Source organism: Epilithonimonas zeae (assembly GCF_023278365.1).
In the GTDB taxonomy this organism is placed as follows: Bacteria; Bacteroidota; Bacteroidia; order Flavobacteriales; family Weeksellaceae; genus Epilithonimonas; species Epilithonimonas zeae_A.
Genome location: NZ_CP075338.1, coordinates 1,867,838 through 1,893,844 on the forward strand (window position 1 = coordinate 1,867,838; position 26,007 = coordinate 1,893,844).

30 protein-coding genes are annotated in these 26,007 nt (G+C 34.3%); 14 read left to right on the top strand and 16 right to left on the bottom strand.

Features of this window, described 5'->3' with window-relative positions; translation table 11 throughout:
- The first annotated feature begins 150 nt into the window (after window positions 1–150).
- Complete coding sequence (locus KI430_RS08265; RefSeq protein ID WP_248878039.1) at window positions 151–1,008, top strand: prolyl oligopeptidase family serine peptidase; 858 nt, start codon at window positions 151–153, stop codon at window positions 1,006–1,008.
- 59 nt (window positions 1,009–1,067) lie between these two features.
- Window positions 1,068–2,921 carry a CocE/NonD family hydrolase gene (locus KI430_RS08270; RefSeq protein ID WP_248878042.1) on the top strand — a complete coding sequence of 618 codons (1,854 nt, stop codon included), beginning with the start codon at window positions 1,068–1,070 and terminating at the stop codon, window positions 2,919–2,921.
- A gap of 34 nt (window positions 2,922–2,955) precedes the next feature.
- On the opposite strand, the gene KI430_RS08275 is transcribed toward KI430_RS08270, so the two are convergent.
- The gene (locus KI430_RS08275) at window positions 2,956–3,948 is read right to left on the bottom strand and encodes an LLM class flavin-dependent oxidoreductase (RefSeq protein WP_248878044.1); all 993 of its coding nucleotides are present in this window, start codon (window positions 3,946–3,948) and stop codon (window positions 2,956–2,958) included.
- A gap of 164 nt (window positions 3,949–4,112) precedes the next feature.
- Between KI430_RS08275 and aqpZ the strand changes: the two genes are divergently transcribed.
- Window positions 4,113–4,826 carry an aquaporin Z gene (gene aqpZ / locus KI430_RS08280; RefSeq protein WP_248878046.1) on the top strand — a complete coding sequence of 238 codons (714 nt, stop codon included), beginning with the start codon at window positions 4,113–4,115 and terminating at the stop codon, window positions 4,824–4,826.
- 48 nt (window positions 4,827–4,874) lie between these two features.
- On the opposite strand, the gene KI430_RS08285 is transcribed toward aqpZ, so the two are convergent.
- From KI430_RS08285 to KI430_RS08315, 7 genes are all read right to left on the bottom strand, one after another.
- The gene (locus tag KI430_RS08285; protein WP_248878048.1) at window positions 4,875–5,420 is read right to left on the bottom strand and encodes a hypothetical protein; all 546 of its coding nucleotides are present in this window, start codon (window positions 5,418–5,420) and stop codon (window positions 4,875–4,877) included.
- Between the two features lie 11 nt (window positions 5,421–5,431).
- A complete protein-coding gene (locus KI430_RS08290; RefSeq protein ID WP_120213564.1) occupies window positions 5,432–6,025 on the bottom strand; it encodes a DUF5715 family protein in 594 nt (197 codons plus the stop codon).
- A gap of 66 nt (window positions 6,026–6,091) precedes the next feature.
- The gene (locus tag KI430_RS08295; RefSeq protein WP_248878050.1) at window positions 6,092–7,075 is read right to left on the bottom strand and encodes an acyl transferase; all 984 of its coding nucleotides are present in this window, start codon (window positions 7,073–7,075) and stop codon (window positions 6,092–6,094) included.
- Between the two features lie 15 nt (window positions 7,076–7,090).
- Window positions 7,091–7,855, bottom strand: coding sequence for a UDP-2,3-diacylglucosamine diphosphatase (locus tag KI430_RS08300; RefSeq protein WP_248878051.1), 765 nt, complete (start codon window positions 7,853–7,855; stop codon window positions 7,091–7,093).
- 14 nt (window positions 7,856–7,869) lie between these two features.
- A complete protein-coding gene (locus KI430_RS08305) occupies window positions 7,870–8,073 on the bottom strand; it encodes a hypothetical protein (RefSeq protein WP_248878052.1) in 204 nt (67 codons plus the stop codon).
- 2 nt (window positions 8,074–8,075) lie between these two features.
- Window positions 8,076–8,699 carry a DUF3575 domain-containing protein gene (locus tag KI430_RS08310; RefSeq protein WP_248878053.1) on the bottom strand — a complete coding sequence of 208 codons (624 nt, stop codon included), beginning with the start codon at window positions 8,697–8,699 and terminating at the stop codon, window positions 8,076–8,078.
- Entirely contained in the window at window positions 8,699–9,868 is a 1,170-nt protein-coding gene (locus KI430_RS08315; RefSeq protein WP_248878054.1) for a thioredoxin family protein, read from the bottom strand. The genes KI430_RS08310 and KI430_RS08315 overlap by 1 nt, the downstream gene beginning before the upstream one ends.
- Before the next feature lie 402 nt (window positions 9,869–10,270).
- Here KI430_RS08315 and KI430_RS08320 point away from each other — a divergent pair, with 402 nt between their 5' ends.
- The 3 genes from KI430_RS08320 to KI430_RS08330 all read left to right on the top strand — a co-directional run bounded on the left by KI430_RS08320 (window position 10,271) and on the right by KI430_RS08330 (window position 12,191).
- Complete coding sequence (locus KI430_RS08320) at window positions 10,271–10,987, top strand: DUF3822 family protein (protein ID WP_248878055.1); 717 nt, start codon at window positions 10,271–10,273, stop codon at window positions 10,985–10,987.
- A 178-nt stretch (window positions 10,988–11,165) separates the two neighbouring features.
- Entirely contained in the window at window positions 11,166–11,732 is a 567-nt protein-coding gene (locus KI430_RS08325) for an RsmD family RNA methyltransferase (protein ID WP_248878056.1), read from the top strand.
- A gap of 12 nt (window positions 11,733–11,744) precedes the next feature.
- Window positions 11,745–12,191 (top strand): glucosaminidase domain-containing protein, encoded by a 447-nt coding sequence (locus KI430_RS08330; RefSeq protein WP_248878057.1) that lies wholly within the window; start codon window positions 11,745–11,747, stop codon window positions 12,189–12,191.
- A 1-nt stretch (window position 12,192) separates the two neighbouring features.
- On the opposite strand, the gene KI430_RS08335 is transcribed toward KI430_RS08330, so the two are convergent.
- On the bottom strand, window positions 12,193–12,543 hold the full coding sequence (locus KI430_RS08335; protein WP_248878059.1) for a winged helix-turn-helix transcriptional regulator: 351 nt from the start codon (window positions 12,541–12,543) through the stop codon (window positions 12,193–12,195).
- A gap of 80 nt (window positions 12,544–12,623) precedes the next feature.
- Here KI430_RS08335 and KI430_RS08340 point away from each other — a divergent pair, with 80 nt between their 5' ends.
- On the top strand, window positions 12,624–13,226 hold the full coding sequence (locus tag KI430_RS08340; RefSeq protein WP_248878061.1) for a nitroreductase family protein: 603 nt from the start codon (window positions 12,624–12,626) through the stop codon (window positions 13,224–13,226).
- A gap of 262 nt (window positions 13,227–13,488) precedes the next feature.
- Window positions 13,489–15,084: a ribosomal protection-like ABC-F family protein gene (gene abc-f / locus KI430_RS08345; RefSeq protein WP_248878062.1), complete on the top strand. Its 1,596-nt coding sequence runs from the start codon at window positions 13,489–13,491 to the stop codon at window positions 15,082–15,084.
- A gap of 79 nt (window positions 15,085–15,163) precedes the next feature.
- Here the strand turns inward: abc-f and KI430_RS08350 are convergent, their stop codons facing one another.
- Together KI430_RS08350 and KI430_RS08355 are read right to left on the bottom strand one after the other, a co-directional pair.
- The gene (locus KI430_RS08350; protein WP_248878066.1) at window positions 15,164–15,451 is read right to left on the bottom strand and encodes a putative quinol monooxygenase; all 288 of its coding nucleotides are present in this window, start codon (window positions 15,449–15,451) and stop codon (window positions 15,164–15,166) included.
- Between the two features lie 11 nt (window positions 15,452–15,462).
- Window positions 15,463–16,080, bottom strand: a complete 618-nt coding sequence (locus KI430_RS08355; protein WP_248878068.1) for an NAD(P)H-dependent oxidoreductase — start codon at window positions 16,078–16,080, stop codon at window positions 15,463–15,465.
- Between the two features lie 101 nt (window positions 16,081–16,181).
- On the opposite strand from KI430_RS08355, the gene KI430_RS08360 reads away from it, so the two are divergent.
- Entirely contained in the window at window positions 16,182–17,078 is an 897-nt protein-coding gene (locus tag KI430_RS08360; protein ID WP_248878071.1) for a LysR family transcriptional regulator, read from the top strand.
- A gap of 137 nt (window positions 17,079–17,215) precedes the next feature.
- Here KI430_RS08360 and murI read toward each other — a convergent pair whose 3' ends face one another.
- The 5 genes from murI to KI430_RS08385 form a co-directional block, all read right to left on the bottom strand.
- Window positions 17,216–18,046 carry a glutamate racemase gene (gene murI, locus KI430_RS08365; protein WP_248878072.1) on the bottom strand — a complete coding sequence of 277 codons (831 nt, stop codon included), beginning with the start codon at window positions 18,044–18,046 and terminating at the stop codon, window positions 17,216–17,218.
- Between the two features lie 52 nt (window positions 18,047–18,098).
- Entirely contained in the window at window positions 18,099–19,208 is a 1,110-nt protein-coding gene (hemW, locus tag KI430_RS08370; RefSeq protein WP_248878291.1) for a radical SAM family heme chaperone HemW, read from the bottom strand.
- Between the two features lie 97 nt (window positions 19,209–19,305).
- Complete coding sequence (locus KI430_RS08375) at window positions 19,306–20,274, bottom strand: PorP/SprF family type IX secretion system membrane protein (protein WP_248878073.1); 969 nt, start codon at window positions 20,272–20,274, stop codon at window positions 19,306–19,308.
- An 18-nt stretch (window positions 20,275–20,292) separates the two neighbouring features.
- Window positions 20,293–21,363 (bottom strand): RluA family pseudouridine synthase, encoded by a 1,071-nt coding sequence (locus tag KI430_RS08380; protein ID WP_248878074.1) that lies wholly within the window; start codon window positions 21,361–21,363, stop codon window positions 20,293–20,295.
- A gap of 61 nt (window positions 21,364–21,424) precedes the next feature.
- A complete protein-coding gene (locus KI430_RS08385) occupies window positions 21,425–22,459 on the bottom strand; it encodes a PASTA domain-containing protein (protein WP_248878079.1) in 1,035 nt (344 codons plus the stop codon).
- A gap of 130 nt (window positions 22,460–22,589) precedes the next feature.
- Here KI430_RS08385 and KI430_RS08390 point away from each other — a divergent pair, with 130 nt between their 5' ends.
- The 5 genes from KI430_RS08390 (at window position 22,590) to KI430_RS08410 (ending at window position 25,985) form a co-directional block, all read left to right on the top strand.
- Window positions 22,590–23,144 (top strand): phosphoribosyltransferase, encoded by a 555-nt coding sequence (locus KI430_RS08390; protein WP_074233178.1) that lies wholly within the window; start codon window positions 22,590–22,592, stop codon window positions 23,142–23,144.
- A 44-nt stretch (window positions 23,145–23,188) separates the two neighbouring features.
- Window positions 23,189–23,767, top strand: coding sequence for an adenylate kinase (locus tag KI430_RS08395; RefSeq protein WP_248878082.1), 579 nt, complete (start codon window positions 23,189–23,191; stop codon window positions 23,765–23,767).
- Window positions 23,768–23,841: 74 nt separating this feature from the next.
- The gene (obgE, locus tag KI430_RS08400) at window positions 23,842–24,825 is read left to right on the top strand and encodes a GTPase ObgE (RefSeq protein ID WP_248878084.1); all 984 of its coding nucleotides are present in this window, start codon (window positions 23,842–23,844) and stop codon (window positions 24,823–24,825) included.
- A 20-nt stretch (window positions 24,826–24,845) separates the two neighbouring features.
- Complete coding sequence (locus tag KI430_RS08405; RefSeq protein WP_248878086.1) at window positions 24,846–25,457, top strand: porin family protein; 612 nt, start codon at window positions 24,846–24,848, stop codon at window positions 25,455–25,457.
- 42 nt (window positions 25,458–25,499) lie between these two features.
- The gene (locus KI430_RS08410; protein ID WP_248878088.1) at window positions 25,500–25,985 is read left to right on the top strand and encodes a DUF6438 domain-containing protein; all 486 of its coding nucleotides are present in this window, start codon (window positions 25,500–25,502) and stop codon (window positions 25,983–25,985) included.
- The last annotated feature ends 22 nt before the right edge of the window (window positions 25,986–26,007 follow it).

Sequence of the window (26,007 nt, forward strand, 5' to 3'; positions counted from 1 at the left end):
AACCATTAAGTAATTGCAATAACAAAAAGAGCTCCGTTCAGTTCGGGGCGCGATTGGTACAAAAGAGGTTTACAGTTTCAAACCAATGACAAAAACATTTTCAGATTTTAAATCTAAAAAAAGTAAATTCGTAATTACAAGCTTTAAATTATGAATTACGGCCTATTATTTTTATTTATACTTTCTCTTTCCGGATGTACAAATTCTACAAAACAACCTGAGAATGAAACCAAAGAAATAGAACTAACAGATATAAAATATGGATCTTATGAAAGAAACAAAATGGACATCTACTTACCCGCTAACAGAACAAATAATACACCTTTTGTGGTAAATATTCACGGAGGAGCGTGGACTGTAGGTGATAAAAGCAGTGACACTTCTTTATCAAAATATTTGCTTTCAAGAGGAATCGCGGTTGCCAACATCAATTACAGATACGCTAAGAATAACACACATCTTTCAGAACTCTTAGATGATGTAGATAAGGTCTTCAAATATTTGATCACACATTCCAAAGAATGGAATACCAGAAGCACAGGTTTTTCTATAACCGGACAAAGTTCTGGCACACACGTTTCTCTAATGTATGCCTATACTAAGTCAGATAAAATCAAAGCTATTGTTGATCGTTGCGGACCAACCGATTTTACCGATACCTCCACACTTTGGCAGCTGGATAATCAAAATCTTATGGATGCTGTCAACAAAATGTCTGGTAACAAAACTGTTTGGAAAGAAGGCAATCCAATTCCTGAACTATATATTAAATCGAGTCCCGTAAAATTTGTAAAAAAGATTCCAATTTTAATGATACACGGCGACAAAGATCCGATTGTTCCCATCAAACAATCCTATAATTTGATAGAGGCTTTGAAAGAAGAAAATGTACCTTATAAATTGTTGATTTTTCAAGGAGCAGATCATTCATTAGATGCCTTACCTGGTAATTCTGTTAAAAAAATTACTTCTACCGCAGACTGGATCATTAAATATGGCAAAAATTAATTGTAATCTTTTTTTATTCTCATCATCAAGTTTTATCTTTATTCAAATATTTATTTTCAATGAAAAAGTTCTTAGTGTTTTTCTGTTTTATCACAGTTAGTTTCGGTTTTGCACAAACCAATTCTGTTGAAGACAACTTCACCAAAAAAGAAGTTTATATCCCGATGCGAGACGGAACCAAACTGTTTACGATTATTTACACACCAAAAGACATTTCAAAAAGCAATAAGTATCCATTCATTATGAACAGAACTTGTTACAGTATTGCACCTTATGGCGAAAATAATTTCAGAAAAAAATTAAGTCCAAATCCTTACATCGAAAAAGAAAAATACATCTTTGTATTCCAGGATGTTCGCGGAAGATATATGAGTGAAGGCACTTTCACGAATATGACGCCACAAGTGGACCACAAAACCAAAAAAGATGTGGACGAAAGCACCGACACTTATGATACTATAGATTGGTTGGTGAAAAATATTCAATACAATAACGGAAAAGTTGGGCAATACGGAACCTCTTACCCTGGATTTTATACAGCAGTCGGAACTTTAGCGAATCATCCGGCTTTGGTGGCTTCGTCTCCTCAAGCTCCAATTTCAGATTTTTGGTTTGACGATTTCCATCACAATGGAGCATTCTTGATGGGTTATTTCAAAACGTTTCCAGTGTTCGGAGTTCCAAAAACTAAAGCGGAAGACAAAAGCTGGTTTGCTGATAAAATGATAAAACCGACTTCTGATGACGGTTACCTCTTCTACAAAGATATGGGAACATTGAAAGATGGTGTGGATAAATACTATAAAGACAATTTTTTTATGCAAGAAATTGTGAATCATCCCAACTATGATGAGTTCTGGCAAAAAAGAAATCTGTTACCTCATCTTAAAAACGTCAACCACGCTGTGATGACAGTTGGCGGCTGGTTTGATGCAGAAGATTTGGCTGGTCCGCTTAACATTTATAAAACCATTGAGAAATCTAGTCCGAAAGCAAAAAACACGATTGTGATGGGACCTTTCTCCCACGGAGGCTGGAACAGAGAAGAAGGGAAACATTTTCATAATGATATCTATTTTGGAGACAGCATCGCTACTTATTATCAGAAAAATATAGAACAACCTTTCTTTCATCATTACTTGAAAGAAGATTCTAAAACTGCGGCAAAACTTCCGGAAGCTTATATGTTTGACACCGGAAAAAAAGAATGGGAACAATTTGAAAACTGGCCGCCAAAACAAACTCAAAAAGTTACTTTTTATCTTGATAATTCTGGAACATTAGCTAAAAACATTCTGAATCAAGTTGCATTTTCAGAATATACTTCTGATCCTAACAAACCTGTTTTAAGCAGCGAGAATTACAAAGATATGAATGGATTCACACCAAGGAATTATATGAGCGAAGACCAAAGATTCGCAAGCTACAGACCAGACGTTTTAACTTTTACAACGGATATTCTAGATAGCGATGTTACTTTTGCCGGAGAAATTTTAACTAAACTGAAAATAGCTACCACTTCCACCGATGCAGATTTTGTAGTTAAATTAATTGATGTTTATCCTTTTGATGAGAAAGCAAATCCAGACAAACCCAATGTCGTTTATGCCAACTATCATCAAATGATAAGAAGCGAAATAATGCCGGCAAGATTCCGTAATAGTTTTGAAAAACCGGAAGCTTTGACTCCAAATAAAGAAGAAGTCGTGAATGTAAAATTGCAAGATGTTTTGCACACTTTCAAAAAAGGACATAAAATCCAGATTCAGGTTCAGAGTACTTGGTTTCCTTTGATGGCCATCAATCCTCAGAAATTCCTTGAAAATCCTTACAAAGCAAACAAGGAAGATTATACAAAAGCCAATATCAAAGTTTACAACAGCAGTACAATTGAAGTTGACGTTCTGAAATAAAACAAAAGCACAAACCTAGGTTTGTGCTTTTTAATTATAGTGATTTGATAACTTCTGAAGCGATCTCATAAGACCTTTGCTTTTTATCAAAATCGAAGATGTTTCCTGAAACAATAATCTCATCTGGTTTGTAATCCTTCTTAAACTTGCTGAGTTTTTCTTTCAAAGTTTCTTTGTCTCCCACGAATGTTTTAGCAGCCATTCTATTCAGATGAAGAGCTACTTCATCTGAAATATCAGCCAATTCGGTTTCATCTGGTGGTAAAAGTGGTTGTCTTTGGTCAGTCAAAATATTGACAAAAGCCTGGAAATGCGACGTTGATAAATAATGAGCTTCATCTACAGAATCTGCCGCAATAATATTAATGCAAATCATCACATAAGGTTCATCAAGAAATTCAGACGGCTGAAAATGTTCCCTATAGATTTCCAAAGCTACTTCCAATTGAGAAGGCGCAAAATGGGCTGCAAAAGCGTAAGGCAGACCTAGTTTAGCCGCTAAAAAAGCTGAATCTGTAGAACTTCCCAAGATATAAAGCGGAACATCTGCGCCTTCTCCAGGAATCGCTCTAACTTTTGCTTCAGTATTTTCATTAGATAAATATTTTTGAAGTTCTTTAATATGGAATTCAAAATTATAATTGGGGTTGAAATTATTTCCTCTCAATGCTGTTGCTGTCAGCATATCAGTTCCAGGCGCCCTTCCCAAACCAAGGTCTATCCTTCCAGGAAATAATCCATCCAAAGTTCCAAATTGCTCTGCGACGGATAAAGTAGAATGGTTGGGCAACATGATTCCTCCGGAACCAACGCGTAAAGTTGTTGTTTGAGAAGCGATATGCCCAATTAATATAGATGTTGAAGCACTTGCCACATTAGGAAAATTATGATGTTCCGAGAACCAATATCTTGTAAATCCAAGTTGTTCTGCGTGCTGTGCAGATTTCACCGATTTCTGAAACGTTTTATTGATATCATCGCCTTTGACAATAGTTGCCAAATCGAGAATTGAATATTTTAAAGCCATAATTCTAAAATTTATACAAATGTTTAGCTCAAAAAACAAACCATTACAGGAATGTCAAAAATAATTGGAAATTTTGTCAGTCAACAAATATTTTTTGAATTATTCACAACTAATTAAAAATTTTATTAGATTTGTTTTAATAAACTATTAAAAAAACAAAACAAATGGTATCAACAACTTCAAAATTTGTTGCCGAAATGATTGGCACAATGGTTCTTGTATTAATGGGCTGCGGTAGCGCAGTGATTGCTGGCGCTGACGGAACAACTGGTGTCGGGCTTCTGGGAATTTCTTTTGCATTTGGTTTGAGTGTGGTCGCAATGGCATACGCTATCGGACACATTTCCGGATGTCACATCAATCCTGCTATTTCATTGGCGATGGTTGCGGCTGGTAGAATGAAATTGGGAGAAGCTTTATACTACGTTGTTGCACAAGTAATTGGCGCTATTATTGGTGCAGGAATACTATATGTCATTTTTACCAATCATCCGGGTGCTGAATTAGGACCTTGGGCTTTGGGGTCTAATGGCTGGGGAACTGGCTATCTGGATGAATATACAACTGTAGCTGCTTTGGTTGCTGAGTTTGTTTTCACATTCATCTTTTTGATGGTAATTCTGGGATCTACTTCTACTAAGAATATCCACGGAGGCTTTGCTGGTCTGGCAATTGGACTTTCTTTGGTTCTGATTCACATTGTTGGAATCAAAATTACAGGTGTTTCTGTAAATCCTGCAAGGAGTATTGGTCCAGCACTATTTGCTGGTGGAGAAGCACTGTCACAACTTTGGCTGTTTATTGTAGCACCAATTCTAGGTGGAGTTTTCGCATCCTTCACTTATAATTTATTGATTGAAAAACCTGAAAAACTATAGGCGTAGAATCATTTTCTAAAGATAAATCCTACTTTATTTAAGTAGGATTTATTTTTTATTCTTAATCTCAAATGGACTTTTGAAAATTAATTCTTCTTTTTTCCCTTTCAATTCAAATTTTTTGACGAGAAGGTTTCTGGCAAGATTTCTTAGAAAATAGTCTTTGTCACAAAGTTTCCAATAAGAATCTTCGTGAATCATTTTTGGTTCCCGGATTTTGTAAAAAGTTGTTTCCCAATTGTCTTCGTCGTGGTAAAACTCAATAATTCCACAATGTTCCGGAATATCCTTGTGGTCAACCATTCCCATTGGAATAAGAAAACTGAATGAATTGCAGATATAATCGCCACAACCAATTTTATCGTGCTTCAGAAACTTTTCTCCAGTTTTTTGGTTAGTGTATTTCTTTTTGAAATCGTTTTTGAAATCGGATTTGGATAATTTGATTTCAATTTCGTGACTAAAACCTTCATTATTAATCAATAGAATATCGGCTTCCCAATCGGAATGGAAAAAATTTGTCAAAACAATTTCCTTATCAAAATCACAATTGACAGTGACGAAAGCGTGAACCAGTTCTTCTATTTTCAGCATCAATTCAAACTTTAATAGTTACGGACAGTAACGTGATAACAGCTTTGCTGCTTCTCTTTGATATAAAATATTTTACCAAGATTTTTATATTCTGTCAACACTTTCTCCAATTCTTTTTCCAGTTTTGGATTGACTTTCAGTTTGTGGTCAAATCTAACATACGAAATATCAAACGCAGCGCCGTAATTATGAGAACTGATTCCCAAAGACGCATTAGAATTCACTTTTCTTAATCTGCACTGGTCTTCCAAAGTTCTGGTAACGGATGAAACAACAAAGAAACTTTTTGTTTTTGCAGCAAAATCATTCGCCATCCTTTCCAAAGTTGTTCTTGCCTTCTTAACTAAATAAGGCCGGCTGTATTCTAAAGTCTGTAATCTGTAACCTCTGGATTTCTTCTTAACCTTTACGAATTTTCCTTTCGCAATGTACTTATCAACTGATTTTGTATTTTCTAGAATATTAACTCCGAAATTCTGCGAAGCTAATAAATGGGGTTTGTATAATTCTGTTGGCTCAACTTTCAAAACTGTCTTCAAATCATAGCATTTTTGAGATTTGAAAAGAGAAAAAGAAAGTAGAAAAATTAATGATAAAAACCTCATTAGGCAGATTTTAAATTAGACTTTAAATAAATCAAATTGTGTTTTTAAATTAAATTTAATTAAAATTCAGGAAACCAAAAGACTACAGCCTCGGATATCAGAATGATCGATTCTTCCCAAAACCTGAAACGTATCATCCTTAACGTTTCCTAAATCCTGAGTCGCAATGAAGGAACAAGAATGTTTATTAGCCAAATCTATGATATTAATTGCGCCTGTTCTTCCGTCCTCAATATATGAAAAAGGATCTTCTGTATTTCTAATGAGAATTCGCATCCAATTAGGACTTTTATAAATATTTTCGCCCAAAGAATAAGCCTGAGACAACAACTCTGTCATCGAATATTCTGAGTAAATCTTATACGTTTTGAAACCATTTTGAAAAATCTTCAGCAATTCATCTTTCGTCATTTCTTCTTTTCTGCCTTTCATTCCGCCTGTTTCAATTACAGTTAGAGAGTCAGAGAATTGGAGTGCAAGAGAGTTTGAAGTACAGAAATCCAAGAAATCGAGCAATGCAAAAGAAACTCCAAAAAGAATCACTTTTTTATCAGTCAAAGTTTGAAGCAAGTCAAATAATTCCTGATGATTGTAAAGGAAATAGCCATTCTCCAGTTTATCAGATTTCTTAATCAAATAATCAATCATATAAATCAAAGACGAATGTGGATTCTCGGAATAATTCGGAAGTAAACCTAAAAAAATATAATCTTCTGGCTTTCCAATGAATTGCTCAAAGCTTTTATAAATACTTTCTTCATACAAAGAAAAGTCAGCAATATAATGTTTGGAACGATTCATTTGAGTAGTTCCGGAACTTTGAAAATAATTTTCAGCCACAAAATGTTTATCCAAAACCAAATGATTTTTGAACATCTCAATTGGCAGAAACGGAATTTCAGAAGCTTGTTTTATGGTTAATGGATCAATGTTGAGATAATCTACAAACTTTCTGTAAACTTCAACATTTTCATATTGATAAATAAAAGTTTCCAAACAAGCCGCCTGGAATCCTTCTTCTGTTTTAATATCAAAAATAGTCTGCTTCATTTTCCAACTTTAATTTTATCCTTCGAATTTATTCAATTCAAAATTTTCTCCATCAAAAACACCATAGGTAAAATAAGAAATCCAGTCGCCAAGATTGATATATTTTGCTCCTTTGTCCAAATCCAAAACCATTGGCAAATGGCGATGACCGTAAACAAAATAATCGATTTTTTCTGTCTTCAACTTTTCTTTTGAATAGAGAATTAGGAACTCTTTATCTTCACCTAAAAATTTTTGATCTTCAACACCCGAAATCATCTTGTTTTTCTGTGACATATAGTTGGCAATTTTCATTGCAATATCTGGATGCAGCCATCGGAAAGCCCATTGAGCAAGAGGATTGGTAAAGACTTTTTTCATTCTCTTGTAACCTTTATCACCAGGTCCAAGTCCGTCACCGTGCGCAAGAAGTAATTTTTTGCCGTTGACTTCGTAATATCTTTTTTCGAAGAAGACGGGTATTCCTAATTCTACTTCGAAGTAATTTTTCATCCACAAATCATGATTCCCAACAAAGAAATAAATGTCAATTCCCGAATCTTTCAACTCGGCAATTTTTCCCAAAACTCTGATGTAGCCTTTTGGAACAACATATTTCCATTCGTGCCAAAAATCAAAAAGATCACCCATCAAAAAAAGAACTTGTGCATCTTTTTTGATAGAATCCATCCAACGGATAAATTTTTCTTCCCGAATTCTACTTTGCTGCAAATCCGGAACTCCAAAATGCTGGTCAGATGCGAAATATATTTTTTTGCCCGATTGTAAATCGATTTGCATAAAAATCAGTTTAATTAATCAAAATTATTGCGTTCGTCGTTTTGGTCACGTTTGCTGTAAATCCACATTCCGATTCCCAATCCTATTACTGCCGAGAAGGCAGTTAATAAAGCCCTTGAGACCTTGTCTGGCGAATCGTTTCCAATATAATTCATCAGAAAAATGATTATAAAAGTAATAACCGCAATTAAAATGTATTTTGGATTTCTGAAATTCATCTTTAAAGTTTGTAAGATAACATTAGACCTCCTTTGTAAGGAAGCCATTCTCCACTTCTGTTGGTTTCTCTTCCCATAGAATCGCCTTCCGTATCATAACGATCGCCACTCAGCTTATCATAGCCTTTATAAAAACTTTGCATTGTCCCAAGACCAAGATATAAATCAAGATTCCAACGATTGCCTAAGGTAAATTGGTAACCCGCAATTCCACCTAACATAAAAGAGTATCCTCTCTGATAAAGATTAGAATTGATATAAGGTGTAACAACTCCATTTTTATGAACGTAGAAGTTATCGTTCCAATAACCCCACTTTTGTATATTGAATCTCGCCAATGAAAAATCAACACCAACATAGAATTTTTTGAAAGCTTTATTAAAATAATATCTTCCATTGAGCCCCAGCATATAAACCTGAGCGTGTTTGCCTGCAAAAGATTTCCAGGGAGAAATAAATAAATCTGCTTGTCCTGTGATATGATCTGAGAAGCCGTGTTCTACGCCTACATTCAGCATTCCTACTGGAAGGAATAAAGCATTGGCTTTGATATAAGTTTCATTTTTTTGCGAAAAGCCGTAAGTGATAATGCCAATGAAACTCAGCAACAAAAGTTTTTTCATCATTATTTTTTGTTCAGAATTTCAATCATTTTTGTGGCATCTTTGTTCTCTTCTTTAGCGAAATTGGCTGCCATTCCTGCAAACATTTTAGCTTCTTCCTTTTTGCCTAATTTATCGTACAATGTTGCCAGAATACTTGTAGAATCATAGCTTTCTTGTGACATCACTACTTTTTCCGCCCATCTGGCCGCTGTCTGAAGCGACTTAAGATCACTTGATTTTTCACCAATTGTGCTTGCTGCTGCCAACAATTCTGTGTTATTGAATTCATCCGGGTTTTTGTAATACTCTAAAGCTGTTTTTTCGTAAGCCGGAAAATTATCGTGTGCAGAATAATAATTGAGCTTATAGACATTCAGACTTTTTGCCAATTCATCTTTCGGAAATAATCCTTCGCCGTCTTTCAGAACTTTGGTATCATCAATAGTTTTGGTTTTCTCGTCAGTTGCAGACGTTACCAACTTCATCAGCTTCAGATAGTTATCAAACTGTTTGTAATTATTCTCTGGAAGCAGTTCTGTAATGGCAGCTTTGTTTGCTACGAAAACCTTGTAATTGGCATCGTCTACAGACTGAGTGAAATTTAAAAGTGCATTAACTTCTTCTCCAGTGAATGTTTTGTCTTTTTTGTTGGCAAAATATTTTTCCGATGCTTGTTTAGCCAAAACCGGGTCTTTGCTTGCGTAAAGATTGATGAAATTCAATAATGCTGGTTGGTCTAATTTTCCTTTCAGGAACTCATCTTTCAGGTTTGTATTGACCAAACTCGGGTTATTATTTTTCTTTCCTAATTCCAAAAATTCTTTCGTTTGGATGTAACCCAATTCTTTACCAACGATTTCGCCTTCGCCATTCAAAAATAAAAACGTTGGATAACTTCGGATTCCGTATTTTGCAGCAAGCGTTTTACCCTCACCCTTTTCCATATCAAAATGGGCATTGACGAAGTTTTGATTATAATAATCTGAAACAGCTTTATCTGTGAAAACATTTTTTTCCATCAGTTTACAAGGTCCGCACCAAGCTGCATAAGCATCCATAAAAACAAGTTTTTTTTCGGCTTTGGCTTTGGCTAAGATTGTTGCAAAATCCGAATCTTCAAACTTAATGGACTGCTGAGAGTAGCTCAACTGAAAAACGAATAATATAAGTAAAATTGATATCTTGTTCATCCTGAGAATAAATCAAATTAACTGCGAAGATAACCATAATATAAGAATTGACCGAGAGTGAAATAGTAAAGTTTTAATTTTTTAACTTTGCAAATCTCCAATTTGGACTTTTAGATGAAAGAATAGAGATAAAAGACTTTCAAGAATCTATTTTAAATCTACAATCTCTAAAACACTTGCTTTGTCATTCCGTAGGAATCTCAGCAGTCTAGATTGCTACGGAGTGACAAAGTTGGATTTTTATGTTGAAGATTTTAAAGAAATAGAATCTGCAGCCCGACTTGAGCGGAAATCCTTTTTTGCGTGGACTCTAGTTCTATTTAAGAGAAAACGTGAGCAAAAAAGATTGGGAGCGGAAGGCGGAAATAGCTGCCCAAAAATTAATTTTATTGACATCAAAATATGAGGAAATTATCCTTGCTTTTTACGAAAGATGGTTTGCAGTGGCAGATTTCTAAGTCCAGAAAAGTTCTGGAGGAAAAAATCTTTCTGAAAGATGAAGAAACACCAAACAATCTGGTTGAGGAAAAACTGAATGAAGTTTTGGCTTCGGAAAAGTTTTCGGAAATCTCTGTGATCTCTGCAATCAATCATTTTTCGATTGTGGAAGAAGGTTTTGACCAGCACGATTTGGGTTACGATTTGATTTCCTACAACGCCGATATAAAGAGAAATTCTGAGGAATTGATGTTATCTGTGAACAAGAAATTTGGGATTCAGTTTTATTATAGTTTTCCGAAAGATTTTTATCAGAAAATCAAGGAATTGGAAGTTCCTACACATTTCAATTTTTCGGGCGAGAAGTTTCTGAATTCTCTGAACGTTAAAAACCGAAAAGAAATCCACATAAATCTTTATCATCAGCAAGCGGAATTTTTTGCCATCGAGAATAAAAAAGTGGTTCTTTACAACAATCTGGATGCGGCTTCGGAAGTGGATTTTCTGTATTTCATAATGTTTACGCTGAGTAAAATCGATTTTGGAATTTCTGAAACGTATTTTTACATTTATGGAGAAACGACTGAAAACGAAACGTTTATTTCAGAAATGCAGAAGTTTGTTCCGAATCTGAAAATCATTTTCGATAATCTTCATAAGAAGAATTTCGTTTTAAATTAATATTTTCAAACCACAAAAGTTACAAAAGAAGAATTTAAAATTAAACCTTGAAAAGAGTAAAAGGGAATTATTGATCTTTTTTATTCTTTTGAAAAACTTAAAATCAGTAAAATCTTTGTGACTTTTGTGGTTGATTTAAGATTTTAAGTTTTAAGTCATCATCTATCAAACAACATCTATGTTTAGAATCATCAGTGGAAAATGGAAAGCCAAAAGAATTGCGGCGCCAAAAAATTTCGATGTAAGACCAACTACAGACTTCGCCAAAGAAGCGTTATTCAGCATTATTGATAACAAATATGATCTTGAATTCTGTTCCGTTCTGGACTTATTTGCAGGCATTGGTTCGATTACTTTGGAGTTTGCTTCCCGCGACTGCAAAGACATCACGTCTGTTGAACTGAACCCAAAACACGCCGGATTTATCAATTCGACAGCGAATGAATTGGATATGGGATTGCAGGTCAATATCCAGAGAGCGGATGTTTTTGAATGGCTGAAAAAGAAAAGAAATCACGAAAAAAAATACGAAATAATTTTCGCAGATGCACCTTTTGAAACGGAAGAAAATAAATACAATGAAATGATTGATTTGGTTTTGAATAATGAATTACTGAAACCAAACGGAGTTTTCATCCTGGAACATCAGAGTAGACTAAAATTCTCTCATCCAAACTTGAAAGACACCAGAAAATACGGAAACGTGAGTTTTTCATTCTTTGAAAGTCAGCCGATTTCTAAATAAAATGATTGAGATATGAGGAATTTCCACATCAGATTATTATTGATTTTCGTTCTGTTTTTTAGTTTGAAAATTTCTGCTCAGAATTCTTACGTAAATCAATATAAAATGCTTGCGACAGAGCTTTCTCAGGAATTTGGGATTCCAACTTCGGTTATTCTTTCAATTGCTTTTATGGAAACTGGTGGTGGTACAAGTTCGGCTTGTAAAGTTCTAAACAACCATTTTGGGATGACAGGAAAAAACGAAGTCAATAATTCCAGATTCAAAAGTTTCACTGATTCTAAAGCTTCTTATCGTGCTTTTTGTGAATGGGTTTCGAAAAGAAAATTCTATGAAAAACTAAAAGGTTCGCAAAATCATAACGAATGGTTTGTCGCCATTGCTTCCTCAGGATATTCTACAAAACCCGCAGAATGGAAGCAAAAACTGAATCTCGTTATGAAGAAAATTGGTTTATAAATTAATCCTGAACCAAAATCTTATCACAATCTTTAACGGCCTCATTTCCCCAATCACAAATCGAACGCAGGACAGGAATCAAAGTTTTTCCAAATTCTGTCAAAGAATATTCTACCATTAGCGGTGGTTTTTGTGTGTAAACTTTCCGCTCGATAATACCGTCATCTTCCAGTTGTTTCAACTGTAAACTCAAGGTTCTTTCCGTGATTGTCGGGATTTCTTTTCGGATTTCATTATAACGTTTCGTTCCCATTGCGAGATGAATGAGAATCACAGCTTTCCATTTTCCTCCGATAAAACGCATTGTAACGCTTGTTCCGCAAGGAAATTTCTTATTATCGACTAAAAACATATACTATCATTATTGACCGTTATTGCAAAGTTAAGAAACACTATTTATTTTTGCAACTATAAAATTGATAGTACAAAATTATGGAAACATTTCTTACCAAAATGCAGAAAAGATACACTGTAAAAAAGTATAATTCTGAAGGAAAACTTGATAATGAAATTAAAGAACAACTGAAATCGATTCTCCATTTGAGTCCTTCTTCAATCAACAGCCAGCCTTGGAAATTCACTTTTGTGGAAGATTCAAATGCTAAATCAGAATTTGCTGAAGCTTCGTATTTTAATAAAGAAAAAATCAATGACAGCAAGCTTTTAGTCGTTTTTCAGGTTTTAAAAAATGTAGAAGATTTTGAAAAGCAAATAGAAGGAAGTATACCCGAAGGTTCAATCACGTATTACAACACAATGATAAAACCGCACGGCGATGATTACATAAAAAGTTGGATGTCGCATCAGGTTTATCTTGCTTTAGGCGTTTTGCTGAGCGCATGTGCACAAATGGAAATCGATTCTACGCCGATGGAAGGTATTGAAATCGCAAAATATGACATCATTCTTGAGAATGATAAATATACAGCATTGTTCGCCGTCGCAATTGGTGTGAGAGATGAAACTGATTTCAATCAACCAAAACTCAAAGCCAAATCAAGATTGAATTTTGAAGAGATTCTGGATGTGATTTAAATTCTTTTTCAAAACCACAAAAGTCACAAAAGACAATCATTTGATAATCAAAGTTTAAATAAGTTGAGCTTCTAATGCTTATTTGAGTTTTATTAAAAACAATCAAAACTTTTGTACCTTTTGTGGTTGAGAATCTATTTAAAAATAATTTCTAACTTTGTAGAAATAAAATTCTAAAGATTATAATGTAAAATTCAATTTCTTTTCAGGCAATCTTCTGCGGACCAACTCGTCTGCTATTGTTCATTTAAAAAAAGAAATTATGCTTATTTTACAAGATATATCTTACCAACATCCCAATAAAGATGTTCTTTTTTCGGACATCAACTTTACACTTAATTCTCAGGAAAAAACAGCTTTAATCGGAAATAATGGTTCCGGAAAATCGACTTTGCTCAAAATAATTGCTGGCGAATTACAACCAAAATCAGGAACTATTAAATCTGATTCTAATATCTATTACATTCCGCAAATTTTCGGTCAGTATAATCATTTGAGTATTGCTGAAGCTTTAAATATTGATAAAAAACTGAATGCTTTAAAGGAAATTCTAAACGGTTCTGTAACCGAAGAAAATATGGAAATTTTGAATGATGATTGGACAATCGAAGACAGAATAAAAGAAGCTTTCAAGTATTGGAATCTGCCCGATTTCGATTTGAATCTGAAATTAGAAAATCTAAGTGGCGGACAAAAAACCAAATTGTTTCTTGCAGGAATGATGATTCATCAGCCGGATTTGATTCTAATGGATGAACCGACGAATCATTTGGATTTAGTAAGTAGAAATTTACTCTATGAATTTATTAAATCAACTTCGAAAAGTCTTTTGATTGTAAGTCACGACAGAGTTTTGCTCAATCTTTTAGACAAAACTTGCGAACTCAATAAAAATGGAATTTCGGTTTATGGAGGAAATTACGATTTCTATTCTGAACAGAAGAAAATCGAACAGAATTCATTGGAACAGAATATTCAGAACCGAGAAAAAGAACTAAAAAAAGCCAAAGAAAAAGAGCGCGAAACGATTGAAAGGCAAAACAAATTAGATTCCCGAGGAAAAGGAAAGCAAGAAAAATCGGGCGTTTCCAGAATTATGATGAACACGCTTCGCAACAAAGCGGAAAACAGTACATCAAAACTAAAATCTGTTCATTCTGAAAAAATTGATAACATCAGAGAAAATCTTCACAGTTTGAAAGATAATCTTTCCGGAATCGATAAGATGAAAATCAATTTCGATAATTCTCATCTTCATAAAGGGAAAATTTTGGTCAAAGCGGAACAAATTAATTTCAATTATCATCAAGAAAATCTTTGGGAAAACAATCTCGATTTTCAAATTCTGAGTGGAGAAAGAGTTGCAATAAAAGGTGATAACGGTTCAGGAAAAACCACTTTGATTAAAATGATTCTCGGTGAAATAAAACCGACTTTTGGTGAAATTTATTTATCAGAAAAGAAAACAATTTACATCGACCAAGAATATTCTTTGATTAAAAATGGATTTTCGGTTTATGAACAAGCTCAGCAATTTAATTTAAAAAATCTTGAAGAACACGAGGTCAAAACCATTTTAGCAAGATTTCTATTCTGGAAAAATGATTGGGACAAAAAATGTGAATTCCTGAGTGGTGGCGAAAAGATGAAACTCCTGCTCTGCTGTCTTTCTATCCAAAATATTTCGCCAGATATGATAATTTTGGATGAGCCAATCAATAATCTGGACATTCAGAATATTGAGATTCTGACATCAGCAATCAACGATTACCAAGGAACTTTGATTGTAGTTTCTCACGATAATCAATTTTTGGAAGATATAAATATTAGTAAGTTTGTCATTCTGAACGAAATGTAATGAAGGGAAGAATCTATAGATATCTCGTTCCTCGGAATGACAAAAATAAAAAACGCCTCAATTAATCGAGGCGTTTTATTTATACTAATTTCGCAAGATAAATCTCAGCAGATTTTTCTAATAAATTGGGTGCTTTTTCTACAAACTCTTTGATATAAGACCGTTGATTATGAGCATCCAAACCCTCTTTACTTTTCCAAATCTCGTGAAATATGAAAACAGTTTCGTCTTCCAAATCTTGCTGCAAATCATATTTTTCGCAGGCCTCTTCTTTTCTCGTATTCAGAACCATATTATCAAGAATTGATTTCAAATCCTGAACTGATTCCTTTTTTGCTTTTAAAATAGCTGTTAAATAGATAGACATTTTTATTTTTTTTAGTTTAAAACTTCTGATTTGACATTCTGAAATGCATTTTTCAGATAATCTTTATATTCCTTTTCGTAGTTATCAATTCTTTCCGGAGTTGCTGCTTTTTCCATATCGTGAAAATGGAAACTTCCCAAATTTTTCATCCCGGTGAAAGCATTCATCTTGTGAAAACCAAATAAAACGCCTTCGTCAACAGAATGCTGCTTGAAAAATTCGCCCTCCAAAGTGAAAGCAGTTTCCGGAGCATTCCAGCTTGTGGTTACGAAATAATGTTTTCCGTGCATCAAACCGCCGGTTCCGTAATTGATTTCAGGATTCACTCTGGAACGTCCGTCGCTTTTATAAATGCCATTGTTATGACCAGCCGTGAAAACTTCATCAATATAAAATTTCAGACGATTCGGAACCTGAAACCACCAAACAGGAAAATGATAAACCACAACATCAGCCCATTTAAAATTTTCTGCTTCATCAACTGGATTAAAATCATCATTAATATTAGTTATTCTAATTTCAAAGCCTTGTTTATCAAGCGTTTCTTTTGTCCATTTTGTAATTGTATTATTAAAACTTCCGCCGGAATGTGCGAATTTCTGTCCACCGTTGATTATAAATATTTTCATTGATTTTTTCATTTAATAATTTAATGATGCAAAGTTCCGACAGAAAAATAAATTATAAAAATAATATAAATTATATATTTGCATTATAATTATAATACAAAATGATAAATCTGGAATGGCTTAGAACTTTTAAAAGTGTCTATGAAACGCAGTCTTACACCAAAGCAGCGAAGGAATTGTATATTTCTCAACCTGGCGTGAGCCTTCATATTGGTTCGTTGGAAGCTTATGTTGGCTATTCTTTGTTCGAAAGGATTTCTAAAAAATTAATTCCGACAGAGAAAGCGAAGATTCTTTATAATTTTACTTTGGAACCGCTTCTAAAGTTAGAAACCGCCGAACAGACTTTCCATAAAACAACGAAAACCGAGCGTCCAACTGTAAGTGTTGGGATGTGTTTCGAAACTTTTCAATTTACTTTGGAAAAGCATATTCCTACTTTTGATTTTAATGTAATTATCAGGTTTGGATTATATGAACAGATGTTTTCGGATTTGGATAACGGACTGTTGGATTTGATTATCACACCAAGAAAGACCAATCTTAAAAACCTGAATTTCGAGGCATTTTCCAAAGAAAAAATTGTTTTGATTAATGGAACCGGAACCGATACTTCCGAATTCCAAAAATTAATTAAAACCAATAAAATCGAAGAAGCCGAAAACTGGCTGAAACAGCAAATCTGGTACAGCACAGCAGCAGATATGGAGCACCTGAATAACTTCTGGAAAGCCAATTTTAACCGGCATCCGGATTTCAAACCAAATTATATCGTCCCCAATATCTGCTCGATTGTGCGTTGTTTAAGTGGAAATTCGGGTTTCTCAATCGTTCCGGATTTTCTTTGTAAAAAAGAGATTGCAAATGGCGGAATCGAGATTACTTGGGAAGGCCATAATAAAATCGAGAACACTTTACACTTTGGCGAACGAACAAAAAATATGGTTCAGAACGAGATTGATGAAATTAAAAGTATTTTCAGAAATGAGAATTTTTAATTAATACTGTATAATTTAATCACATAGACACATAGAAATGTAAATTAAATTCTCAATAAAAAAAGAGCAAATAGAAAAAATCAATCTATTTGCTCTTAATTTTTATAGTAAGGAACTATGTGTCTATGTGGTTTAACTTAAAGAACTTTAAGTTCCAAATCAATTGATTTTCCGAAGAATTTTTTCGAAATTTTTTCGAAATTCTTGGTAATATCTGACAAGAAAAATTGATAAGTGGATTGGTGGTTTTCTTCGTTCAAAAGATGGTGTTTGTCCAGAATCATTTTCAACTGATTGGCAACAATATTTGGAGAGTCAATGACACGAACACGATTTCCGTAATATTGCTTGATTTCGTCAATCAAAAGCGGATAATGTGTACAACCGAGAATCAAAGTTTCGATATTTTTCAATTTACTATTACTCAGATAATTATAAATAATCGAATGGGTAATCGGATGATTTTTAAAACCTTCTTCAATTGCAGGAACCAAAAGCGGTGTTGCCAATTCATCCACTTTGATGAACTTATTATGCTTTCGAATTGATTTTTTATAAAGTCCGGAATTAACTGTTGCTTTGGTCGCAATCACGCCAACATTATTGTGAATTTCGTAAGATACTTTTTCTGCAACCGGATTAATCACATCAATTACAGGAACTCTATCGGCAACCAATTCCTGAACTTCCTGCAAGGCATTAGCTGTCGCAGAATTGCAGGCAATTACAATCGCTTTGCAGTTTTTCTCCAAGAGAAAATTCGTGATTTTTGTTGAATAACCGACGATGGCTTCACGGGATTTTTCACCGTAAGGAAGATGTTTTGTATCACCAAAATAAATCAAATCCTCATTGGGCAACAATCTTTTAATTTCTTTCGCTACCGTTAATCCACCAACTCCGGAATCAAAAATCCCGATTGGCTGATTGGCTGAAAGATGGGTGTAGTCGGCTTTTTTCTTTTTCAAAATTTGGAAAAATTTATATAACAAAAATACGGATTTTGTTGAAACAAAAAATTCAAACTATAAATAAATCGCTCGCAATTCCGTCTGCTAAAAACCAATGCTTTTCAGGAATTTTGAGATAATTATTATCGATTATAAGAATTCCGGATTCTAGTTTGGGTTTGATTTCCTTTTTGAGATAATCGATTATTTCTGAAGAAAATGTTTTATTAAATTTATTCAAATCAACGCCCCAAATTGTTCTAAGTCCAATCATCATCATTTCATTGAACCGGTCTTTTTCGGAAAGGATTTCGGTTTCTTTGGGAAGAATATTTTGGTTCAAATTCTTGATATAAATTGAATTGTTAGCAATATTCCAGCTTCTTTCCAAGCTGCCGTTATAAGAATGCGCGGAAGGACCAATTCCTAAATATGGTTCAGATTTCCAGTAAGCAGAATTATGTTTGGAATGAAATCCTGGTTTTCCGAAATTCGAAATCTCATAATGGTCGAATCCATTATCTTTTAGAAAATCTTTCATATAATAGAATTCCTGATTCTGTTCCGCTTCCTGGGGAGAACTCACTTTTCCATTCTCAATCCATTTTTCCAAAGCCGTTTTTGGCTCAACAGTGAGAGCATAAGATGAAACGTGAGGAACTTGTAATTCAATTGTTTTATTGAGATTTTCTTTCCATATTTCGAAGTTTGAAGTTGGTGAACCATAAATCAAATCGATACTGATATTTTCCAATCCAAAATCCTGCGCTCTTTTAATCGAACTTTCCGCTTCGGAAGCATTGTGCGCTCGATTCATCAATTTCAAATCCTCATCAAAAAAACTCTGTGTTCCGATTGATAAACGATTGATTTCTGTATTTGATAATTCTTTGAGAAAGTTTTTATTCAAGTCATCAGGATTAGATTCTAATGTAATTTCAATCTTTTCATCAAAACTGAAATATTTCTGAATCTCATCAATCAAAGATTTGATTTCATCAACACTCAAAACCGAAGGTGTTCCTCCACCAAAATAAAGAGATTTGAGCAACTTATTCTCGAGTTCTTTATTCCTAAATTTGATTTCTTTTTTAATAGCAGATAACATCTCATCTTTCAAATTCAAAGAAGTTGAAAAATGAAAATTACAATAGCTGCATTTTTGTTTGCAGAAAGGAATATGAAGGTAAATCAAACTGAATTATAAATGATTAATTATGAATTGATAGTTATAAATTGAGAATCATTAATAATTAACCATTGACAATTTAATAAAACTATCTATATCTAAATCCTCTGGAGTTGATAAAGTTATCAATATTAAATCCAATCGATAACATAAAACTATTTCCGAAATTTTCAGTCAATTCTGAAACGCCGAAGTTATAAACCGCTCCAAATGTAAAATTTCCAACTCGACCTTTAATAACTGGTGACATTCCCAGATTTTGGCTCCCCACTGCACTTTTTGCACTTCGGAAACTTAGACCAGCAGAAAGATTATTTTGTTCTCCAAAAACAGTTGCCATCAAGTTATAATCCATTATTCTTGACGAATTGGTATTCAGATTCATCATTAATGATGGTGTTAAGAAAATTCCGTCAGTAAAATGCCAGTCGTATCCGGCATTAAGATAAAATTTAGTTGGTGAAGGTTCTATTCCATTTACAATAGGCAAATCATTACTGATTGGGATATCAATGACTGAGATTCCGGCAAAGAAATGTCTGTATTTAAAAACTGCTCCTAAATTAGCGTAAGCTAAAAAAACATCGTTGGTATTTTCACCCAAAGTAGGATCTCCAGGTTGTTCTGGATTCAGTTGAGTGTAATCGATATTCATATTGTAGAGATTGGTTCCGATACCAAAAGAGAATTGATCTTGACGATCCTCTTCATCCGATAACGGAATAAAATACGAAGCACCTAACATTAATCCATTCGAAGAAATTGGTCCATTCTGATCTCTAAAAAATGAAATACCCGCGCCAACTCTGTCAAAAACATTTGCATGAAATCCTAAAGACTGGACATTGGGCGACTCGCTTAGTTGCGAAAATTGCTTTTGATAATTAAAATTCAGAACTACATCATCCGTTTTTCCCAATAAGGCAGGATTGAAAAGGAAATCTCCATCCAAAAGATATTGCTGATAAAAAGGCAAAGTTTCCTGAGCTTTAGTCTCAATAAAAAAAACTGTTACAAAGAGTGAAAATATTTTATAAAATGGATAATTCTGCTTCACGTTACAAATATATAAACTCTAATTGTTTTCTAAGTAATTTCGCCAACGTTCAGATGCTTCCTGCATATCTTTCGGCATTGGACTTTCAAAATACAATTCTTTCTTAGTTGTTGGATGAACAAACCCTAGCGTATGAGCATGTAACGCATGTCTTGGTAAAATTTCGAAAACATTATTTACAAATTGCTTATATTTAGGAAGATTAACACCTCTGAGAATTACATTCCCTTCATATCTTTCATCATTAAATAGAGTATGTCCAATATGTTTCATATGCGCCCGAATCTGATGGGTTCTTCCTGTCTCCAGTTTGCATTCTATCCAGGTCATATAACGGAATCGTTCTAAAACTTTGTAATGTGTAACCGCATGCTTACCTTGACTTCCGTCTTCGTAAGTATACATCTGCATTCTATTTTTTGGATGTCTTCCGATATGACCAGTAATTGTTCCTTCATCGTTTTGAAGATTGCCCCAGACAAAAGCCCAATAAAGGCGTTTGGTTTTTCTGTCAAAAAATTGTTTTGCCAAATAGCTCAGTGCATACTCATTCTTAGCAATTACAAGCAATCCGGAAGTATCTTTATCAATCCTGTGAACCAATCCTACTCTATCCAAATCCGAATTATAATTAGGATCCTTTGCAAAATGAAATGCTAAAGCGTTAATCAACGTACCGTCCCAATTTCCGTGGCCTGGGTGAACTACCATCCCTGCATCTTTATCAACTACAATCAAATCTTCATCTTCATAAACGATATTAATTGGAATATCTTGCGGAATGATGACATTTTCTCTTGGCGGGTGAGCCAATAAAACACTGATATTATCGCCCGGTTTTACTTTATAATTTTGTTTTACAACGTTGCCATTAACAATAACATTTCCAGCTCTGCAAGTCTGAGAAATCTTGTTTCTGGTAGAATTCTGGCGGAAGATGGACAAATATTTATCAATACGCAATGGTTCCTGATTACCATCAACTGTAATATTGAAATGTTCATACAAACCACTATTTTCCTCGTCGTCTGAAGAAGTGTCATTGTTGATAAATTCGTCTTCTAGAAAATCTTCGTTTTCGTCCAGCATATTATAATTTTAAAAGGCTTCAACCATTAGTCGAAGCCTTTTTGATATTAATTTTAATTTTTTATTCAATAACCACCTTTTTAGGCTTAGGCTTTTCTTGTGGTTTAGCAGGTGTTGTGGTAGTTTGCTTTGCTACAGTTCCTCCTGAATTGTTACCTGCTGAATTTTGGGCAGGCGTGACAGATTTAGGTTTTGGAGTAGCTGACTCAACTGAAGCTGCTGGCTTTTGAACCTGAGGTTTTGGAGGATCTACACTTGGCATCTCATTATATTGAATCGGAGCTAATGTCGTATCTATTTTTGGACGATACATCTCATCCAATTGTCTTATTTTATTTTGTAGTTCTGCCGGCGTTTTTTTACTTGCCCAAAGATCGATTTGCATTCCCTGATCTCGTAGAGAACCAAATTCCGGATCCTGATAATAAACAATATCAGAATCGTCTTTCCCGCCGTCTTCGTGTTCTACAATTCCAACTTCGAATAAAGCTTGAGCAATTATTTTCTTCGCTTCCTGTACTGTTCTTCCAACAACATTTGGAATACTAACATTTCTCAAGGGGCCAGAACCTATGACCAAATCTACAGCAGAAAATCTAGGAATTTGAGTTCCCGGTTTCACACTTGTCCCGTTATAGATAATTCTAAGAACGGCATCTCGTTGGATACTTGGCTCATAAAGTGTATCTCCCACTTTAAGACCAACAAGATTTAATTGATTAAAAGCCAAACCCTTATATCTATCAATAATATCTGGAATAGCTACTTTTGCCCAAGTTCTTGGATTAACTTTAAGTGTAATTACCCTTCCGTTTTTAACATTAGCTCCAGGATTTGGATTAACCGCTAAAACTTGAAAAGGACGGAATTTAGGATCATATTTGAAACTATCAACTTCGTATTCCAAACCAGAATCATCCAGAATTTTGATAGCTTCGTGGACGGTCATATTCATCACATTCGGGACAGGAACTTCCTCTCCGTGATTGGTATGGAACTCCAGCCAACGGAATGTCAACCAAACCAGACCGGCGAAAAACGCCATTGCTAAAACGATATTAAGTAAAACTTTCCAATGGAAAAGTGATTTGAACATAATTATTCTTTTTCAGAAACGTAACGCAAATATAGATAATTAAATTGTATTACCCTTTGCCGAAAAAGCTTCAAAAAAAGAAAATCGGCTGTTTGGCTGAAAAATCTTACTTTTGCACTTTGATATATATATGGAGTCTATACAAATTCACGACAAAAGTTTCGTACCATACCTGAAACACGATGAAATTCAGGAAATTATAAAAAAATTAGCCCTAAGAGTTTACGAAGATTACAAAGATGAAACCCCTATTTTTGTAGGTGTTCTGAACGGCGTAATTATGTTTTTCTCAGATTTTTTAAAGTACTATCCTGGTAAATGTGAAATTGCCTTCTTACAGGTAAGTTCTTATTCCGGTACGCAATCTACAGGGATTGTTTATAAGAAAATGGACCTTACAAAAGATGTTGTAGATCGTCATATCATCCTTATGGAAGATATCGTAGACACCGGAAATACATTGGAAAACCTTTTTGAATATTTCAAAAATACGCAACGTCCAAAAACTTTGAAAGTAGCCTCATTACTATTAAAACCAGACGTTTTCCAAAAAGATTTCACCATTGATTATGTTGCGAAAGAAATCCCAAATAAATTTGTCTTAGGCTATGGATTAGATTACGATGAATTGGGAAGAAATCTACCGGATCTTTATCAATTAGAAGAAGGAAGAATCAATCATTAGTATTATACTGAAAGAAATAAATCAATAATAAATTTAAAGAAATTATGATCAATATTGTTCTCTTTGGCCCTCCGGGAAGTGGAAAAGGAACCCAGGCACAGCATCTTATCGAGAAATTTAATTTAAAACAAATTTCGACAGGAGATCTGTTCCGATATAATATGAAGAATGATACCGAGCTTGGAAAATTAGCCAAATCATATATTGACAAGGGAGAATTGGTTCCTGATCAGGTCACTATTGATATGCTGATTGACGAGCTGAGAAAACCTACAGAGACTAATGGATTTATTTTTGATGGATTTCCTAGAACGGCTACTCAGACAGAAGCTTTGGAAAACATCTTAAAAGATGAATTAGGAACAGAAATCAGCATTTGTCTTTCTCTTATTGTAGAAGATGAAGTTTTGGTAGAAAGACTTCTGAAGAGAGGAGAAACCAGTGGAAGAACAGATGATTCTAATGAAGAGATCATCAGAAACAGAATCAAAGAATATTATACAAAAACTGCAGAAGTTGCAGAATTGTACAAAAATCAAGGCAAGTATGTGGAAGTGAACGGAATTGGAAACATTTCTGAAATCTCCGAAAAACTATTTGCCGAGGTAGAAAAAATTAAGTAAAGCAGGAAGATGGAAGTCTGAAGTGGGAAGTTTTTCCATCTTTCGGACTTCCATCTTCCATCAATAAAAACATTATGTCAAATTTCGTAGATTACGTAAAAATTCATTGTAAAAGTGGTCACGGTGGTGCAGGTTCTGCCCATCTCCGCAGAGAAAAATACATCCCAAAAGGTGGTCCTGATGGTGGTGACGGCGGACGCGGTGGTCACGTGATTATGAAAGGAAACGCCCACGAATGGACGCTTTTACCACTTAGATATACGCGACACGTAAAAGCGGAGCGTGGAGAAAACGGTGCGAAAAACCAGTTGACAGGTGCTTACGGTGCAGATGTTTATATCAATGTGCCTTTGGGAACTATTGCAAGAAATGAGGAAGGTGAAATTGTAGGAGAAATTCTGGAAGACGGACAAGAAATCATCTTGATGGAAGGTGGAAAAGGCGGAAAAGGAAACGAGCATTTTAAATCTTCTACCAATCAAACCCCGAGATATGCCCAGCCAGGAATGGAAGGCCAGGAAGGTTACATCGTTTTCGAACTGAAGCTTTTAGCAGATGTGGGATTGGTCGGTTTCCCAAATGCAGGGAAATCTACACTTCTAGCATCAGTTTCTGCAGCCAGACCTAAGATTGCTGATTACGCTTTTACAACTTTGACTCCGAATCTTGGAATTGTGGAATGGAGAAATTACAAATCATTTGTAATGGCCGATATTCCCGGAATTATAGAGGGTGCAGCGGAAGGAAAAGGACTTGGACATAGGTTTTTGAGACATATCGAAAGAAACTCTATTTTATTATTCTTAATTCCGGCAGATTCTGAAGATCATTTTCAGGAATTCAAGATTTTGGAAAATGAGTTGAAAGAATATAATCCTGAATTGGTTGATAAAGATTTCATTCTATCCGTTTCAAAAGCTGATTTGCTGGATGATGAACTGAAGAAAGAAATCTCCGCAGAATTTCCGGAAAACAGACAACCCTTATTTTTCTCCGGCGTAACTGGTGAAGGACTTCAGGAATTAAAAGATGCCATCTGGAAAAAATTGCACGGATAATAAACTAAAATTAATAACCTATGAAAAAACTCACTTTGCTATTAATGATAGCAGGCTCTTCTTTGGCTTTTGCACAAACACATTTTGGAGTAAAAGCTGGCTATAACTTATCCGGCTATAAAGTAGGAGATTATCAATTAGACAATAAATCTTTCTTTTACATCGGTGGACTTGCAGAACATCAATTATCAGAAAAATTTTCTTTGCAAGGAGAACTGCTGTTTACGGAGCTTGGGGGACAAGATTCCCAAGATCTATATGACATCGTGGGAGATCAAGTTGTACAGATGGGAACTCAGAAAATACGTCTCAAATTACCTCAAATTCAGATCCCGATATCCGCAAAATACTACATTTCGAAACCTTTTTCTTTATCAGCAGGTTTAAACTTTGGTATCAATTTGAATCCCAATGTAGAATTTGATCCTGAAAATTTTTATAATTCTTCGGGAAAAATTGAAAATATAAAAACAATTAATGTATTTCCGTTTTTAGGTACAGAGTATAAAATTGCGGAGAACTTCTTTGTTGATGCACGTTATCATTTTAATTTTATCCGAATTAACAAGAAAGGAAGTATTGATAGCAATATTTCTATTTTTCAAATCGGATTAGGTTACCTTTTCAAATAATTTCGGAACAATTATTGAAAGCTGTTGAACAAAAAATTGACAATGAAATATTTACTAAGCCTTTTGCTATTGATTGGACTAATGTCCTGCGGTACTTCTCAAACTTCAAAGTATTCTAAAATAGAATATGAAGTTGGGCCTTGCTTCGGATTTTGTCCTATTTACAAGATAACGATTGACACAGATAAAAATGCTGTTCTCGAGGCAGAACACTTTAATTTTTCTCAAGGAGAAGGTAAAGGCGATTTGGACAAACCAAGAGAAGGAACTTTCAAATCTACAATCAGTCCGGCAGATTATGATAAGTTGATTACTTTAACAGACGTTGCTAATGTAAAATCATTATCAGACAGTTACATAGATAAAAGAATTATGGACGCTTCTAAAAGTAACCTCAGAGTTTATTTTTCAGATGGTAGCAAAAAAGATATAGCTTTGTCTGCAGGTGAAAAACCTGAAAATCTAACTTCTCTTATCACTTATATTACTGAATTAAAGAAAAAACAAAACTGGCAAAAAGTTAACTAATAACTTTATTTTAAATAACTTA

Bases quoted from the DNA above. Each gene is read 5' to 3' on its own strand.
- KI430_RS08265 (WP_248878039.1), top strand. From the start codon at position 151: ATGAATTACGGCCTATTATTTTTATTTATACTTTCTCTTTCCGGATGT.
- KI430_RS08270 (WP_248878042.1), top strand. From the start codon at position 1,068: ATGAAAAAGTTCTTAGTGTTTTTCTGTTTTATCACAGTTAGTTTCGGT.
- KI430_RS08275 (WP_248878044.1), bottom strand. From the start codon at position 3,948: ATGGCTTTAAAATATTCAATTCTCGATTTGGCAACTATTGTCAAAGGC.
- aqpZ (WP_248878046.1), top strand. From the start codon at position 4,113: ATGGTATCAACAACTTCAAAATTTGTTGCCGAAATGATTGGCACAATG.
- KI430_RS08285 (WP_248878048.1), bottom strand. From the start codon at position 5,420: ATGCTGAAAATAGAAGAACTGGTTCACGCTTTCGTCACTGTCAATTGT.
- KI430_RS08290 (WP_120213564.1), bottom strand. From the start codon at position 6,025: ATGAGGTTTTTATCATTAATTTTTCTACTTTCTTTTTCTCTTTTCAAA.
- KI430_RS08295 (WP_248878050.1), bottom strand. From the start codon at position 7,075: ATGAAGCAGACTATTTTTGATATTAAAACAGAAGAAGGATTCCAGGCG.
- KI430_RS08300 (WP_248878051.1), bottom strand. From the start codon at position 7,855: ATGCAAATCGATTTACAATCGGGCAAAAAAATATATTTCGCATCTGAC.
- KI430_RS08305 (WP_248878052.1), bottom strand. From the start codon at position 8,073: ATGAATTTCAGAAATCCAAAATACATTTTAATTGCGGTTATTACTTTT.
- KI430_RS08310 (WP_248878053.1), bottom strand. From the start codon at position 8,699: ATGATGAAAAAACTTTTGTTGCTGAGTTTCATTGGCATTATCACTTAC.
- KI430_RS08315 (WP_248878054.1), bottom strand. From the start codon at position 9,868: ATGAACAAGATATCAATTTTACTTATATTATTCGTTTTTCAGTTGAGC.
- KI430_RS08320 (WP_248878055.1), top strand. From the start codon at position 10,271: ATGAGGAAATTATCCTTGCTTTTTACGAAAGATGGTTTGCAGTGGCAG.
- KI430_RS08325 (WP_248878056.1), top strand. From the start codon at position 11,166: ATGTTTAGAATCATCAGTGGAAAATGGAAAGCCAAAAGAATTGCGGCG.
- KI430_RS08330 (WP_248878057.1), top strand. From the start codon at position 11,745: ATGAGGAATTTCCACATCAGATTATTATTGATTTTCGTTCTGTTTTTT.
- KI430_RS08335 (WP_248878059.1), bottom strand. From the start codon at position 12,543: ATGTTTTTAGTCGATAATAAGAAATTTCCTTGCGGAACAAGCGTTACA.
- KI430_RS08340 (WP_248878061.1), top strand. From the start codon at position 12,624: ATGGAAACATTTCTTACCAAAATGCAGAAAAGATACACTGTAAAAAAG.
- abc-f (WP_248878062.1), top strand. From the start codon at position 13,489: ATGCTTATTTTACAAGATATATCTTACCAACATCCCAATAAAGATGTT.
- KI430_RS08350 (WP_248878066.1), bottom strand. From the start codon at position 15,451: ATGTCTATCTATTTAACAGCTATTTTAAAAGCAAAAAAGGAATCAGTT.
- KI430_RS08355 (WP_248878068.1), bottom strand. From the start codon at position 16,080: ATGAAAATATTTATAATCAACGGTGGACAGAAATTCGCACATTCCGGC.
- KI430_RS08360 (WP_248878071.1), top strand. From the start codon at position 16,182: ATGATAAATCTGGAATGGCTTAGAACTTTTAAAAGTGTCTATGAAACG.
- KI430_RS08380 (WP_248878074.1), bottom strand. From the start codon at position 21,363: ATGCTGGACGAAAACGAAGATTTTCTAGAAGACGAATTTATCAACAAT.
- KI430_RS08385 (WP_248878079.1), bottom strand. From the start codon at position 22,459: ATGTTCAAATCACTTTTCCATTGGAAAGTTTTACTTAATATCGTTTTA.
- KI430_RS08390 (WP_074233178.1), top strand. From the start codon at position 22,590: ATGGAGTCTATACAAATTCACGACAAAAGTTTCGTACCATACCTGAAA.
- KI430_RS08395 (WP_248878082.1), top strand. From the start codon at position 23,189: ATGATCAATATTGTTCTCTTTGGCCCTCCGGGAAGTGGAAAAGGAACC.
- obgE (WP_248878084.1), top strand. From the start codon at position 23,842: ATGTCAAATTTCGTAGATTACGTAAAAATTCATTGTAAAAGTGGTCAC.
- KI430_RS08405 (WP_248878086.1), top strand. From the start codon at position 24,846: ATGAAAAAACTCACTTTGCTATTAATGATAGCAGGCTCTTCTTTGGCT.
- KI430_RS08410 (WP_248878088.1), top strand. From the start codon at position 25,500: ATGAAATATTTACTAAGCCTTTTGCTATTGATTGGACTAATGTCCTGC.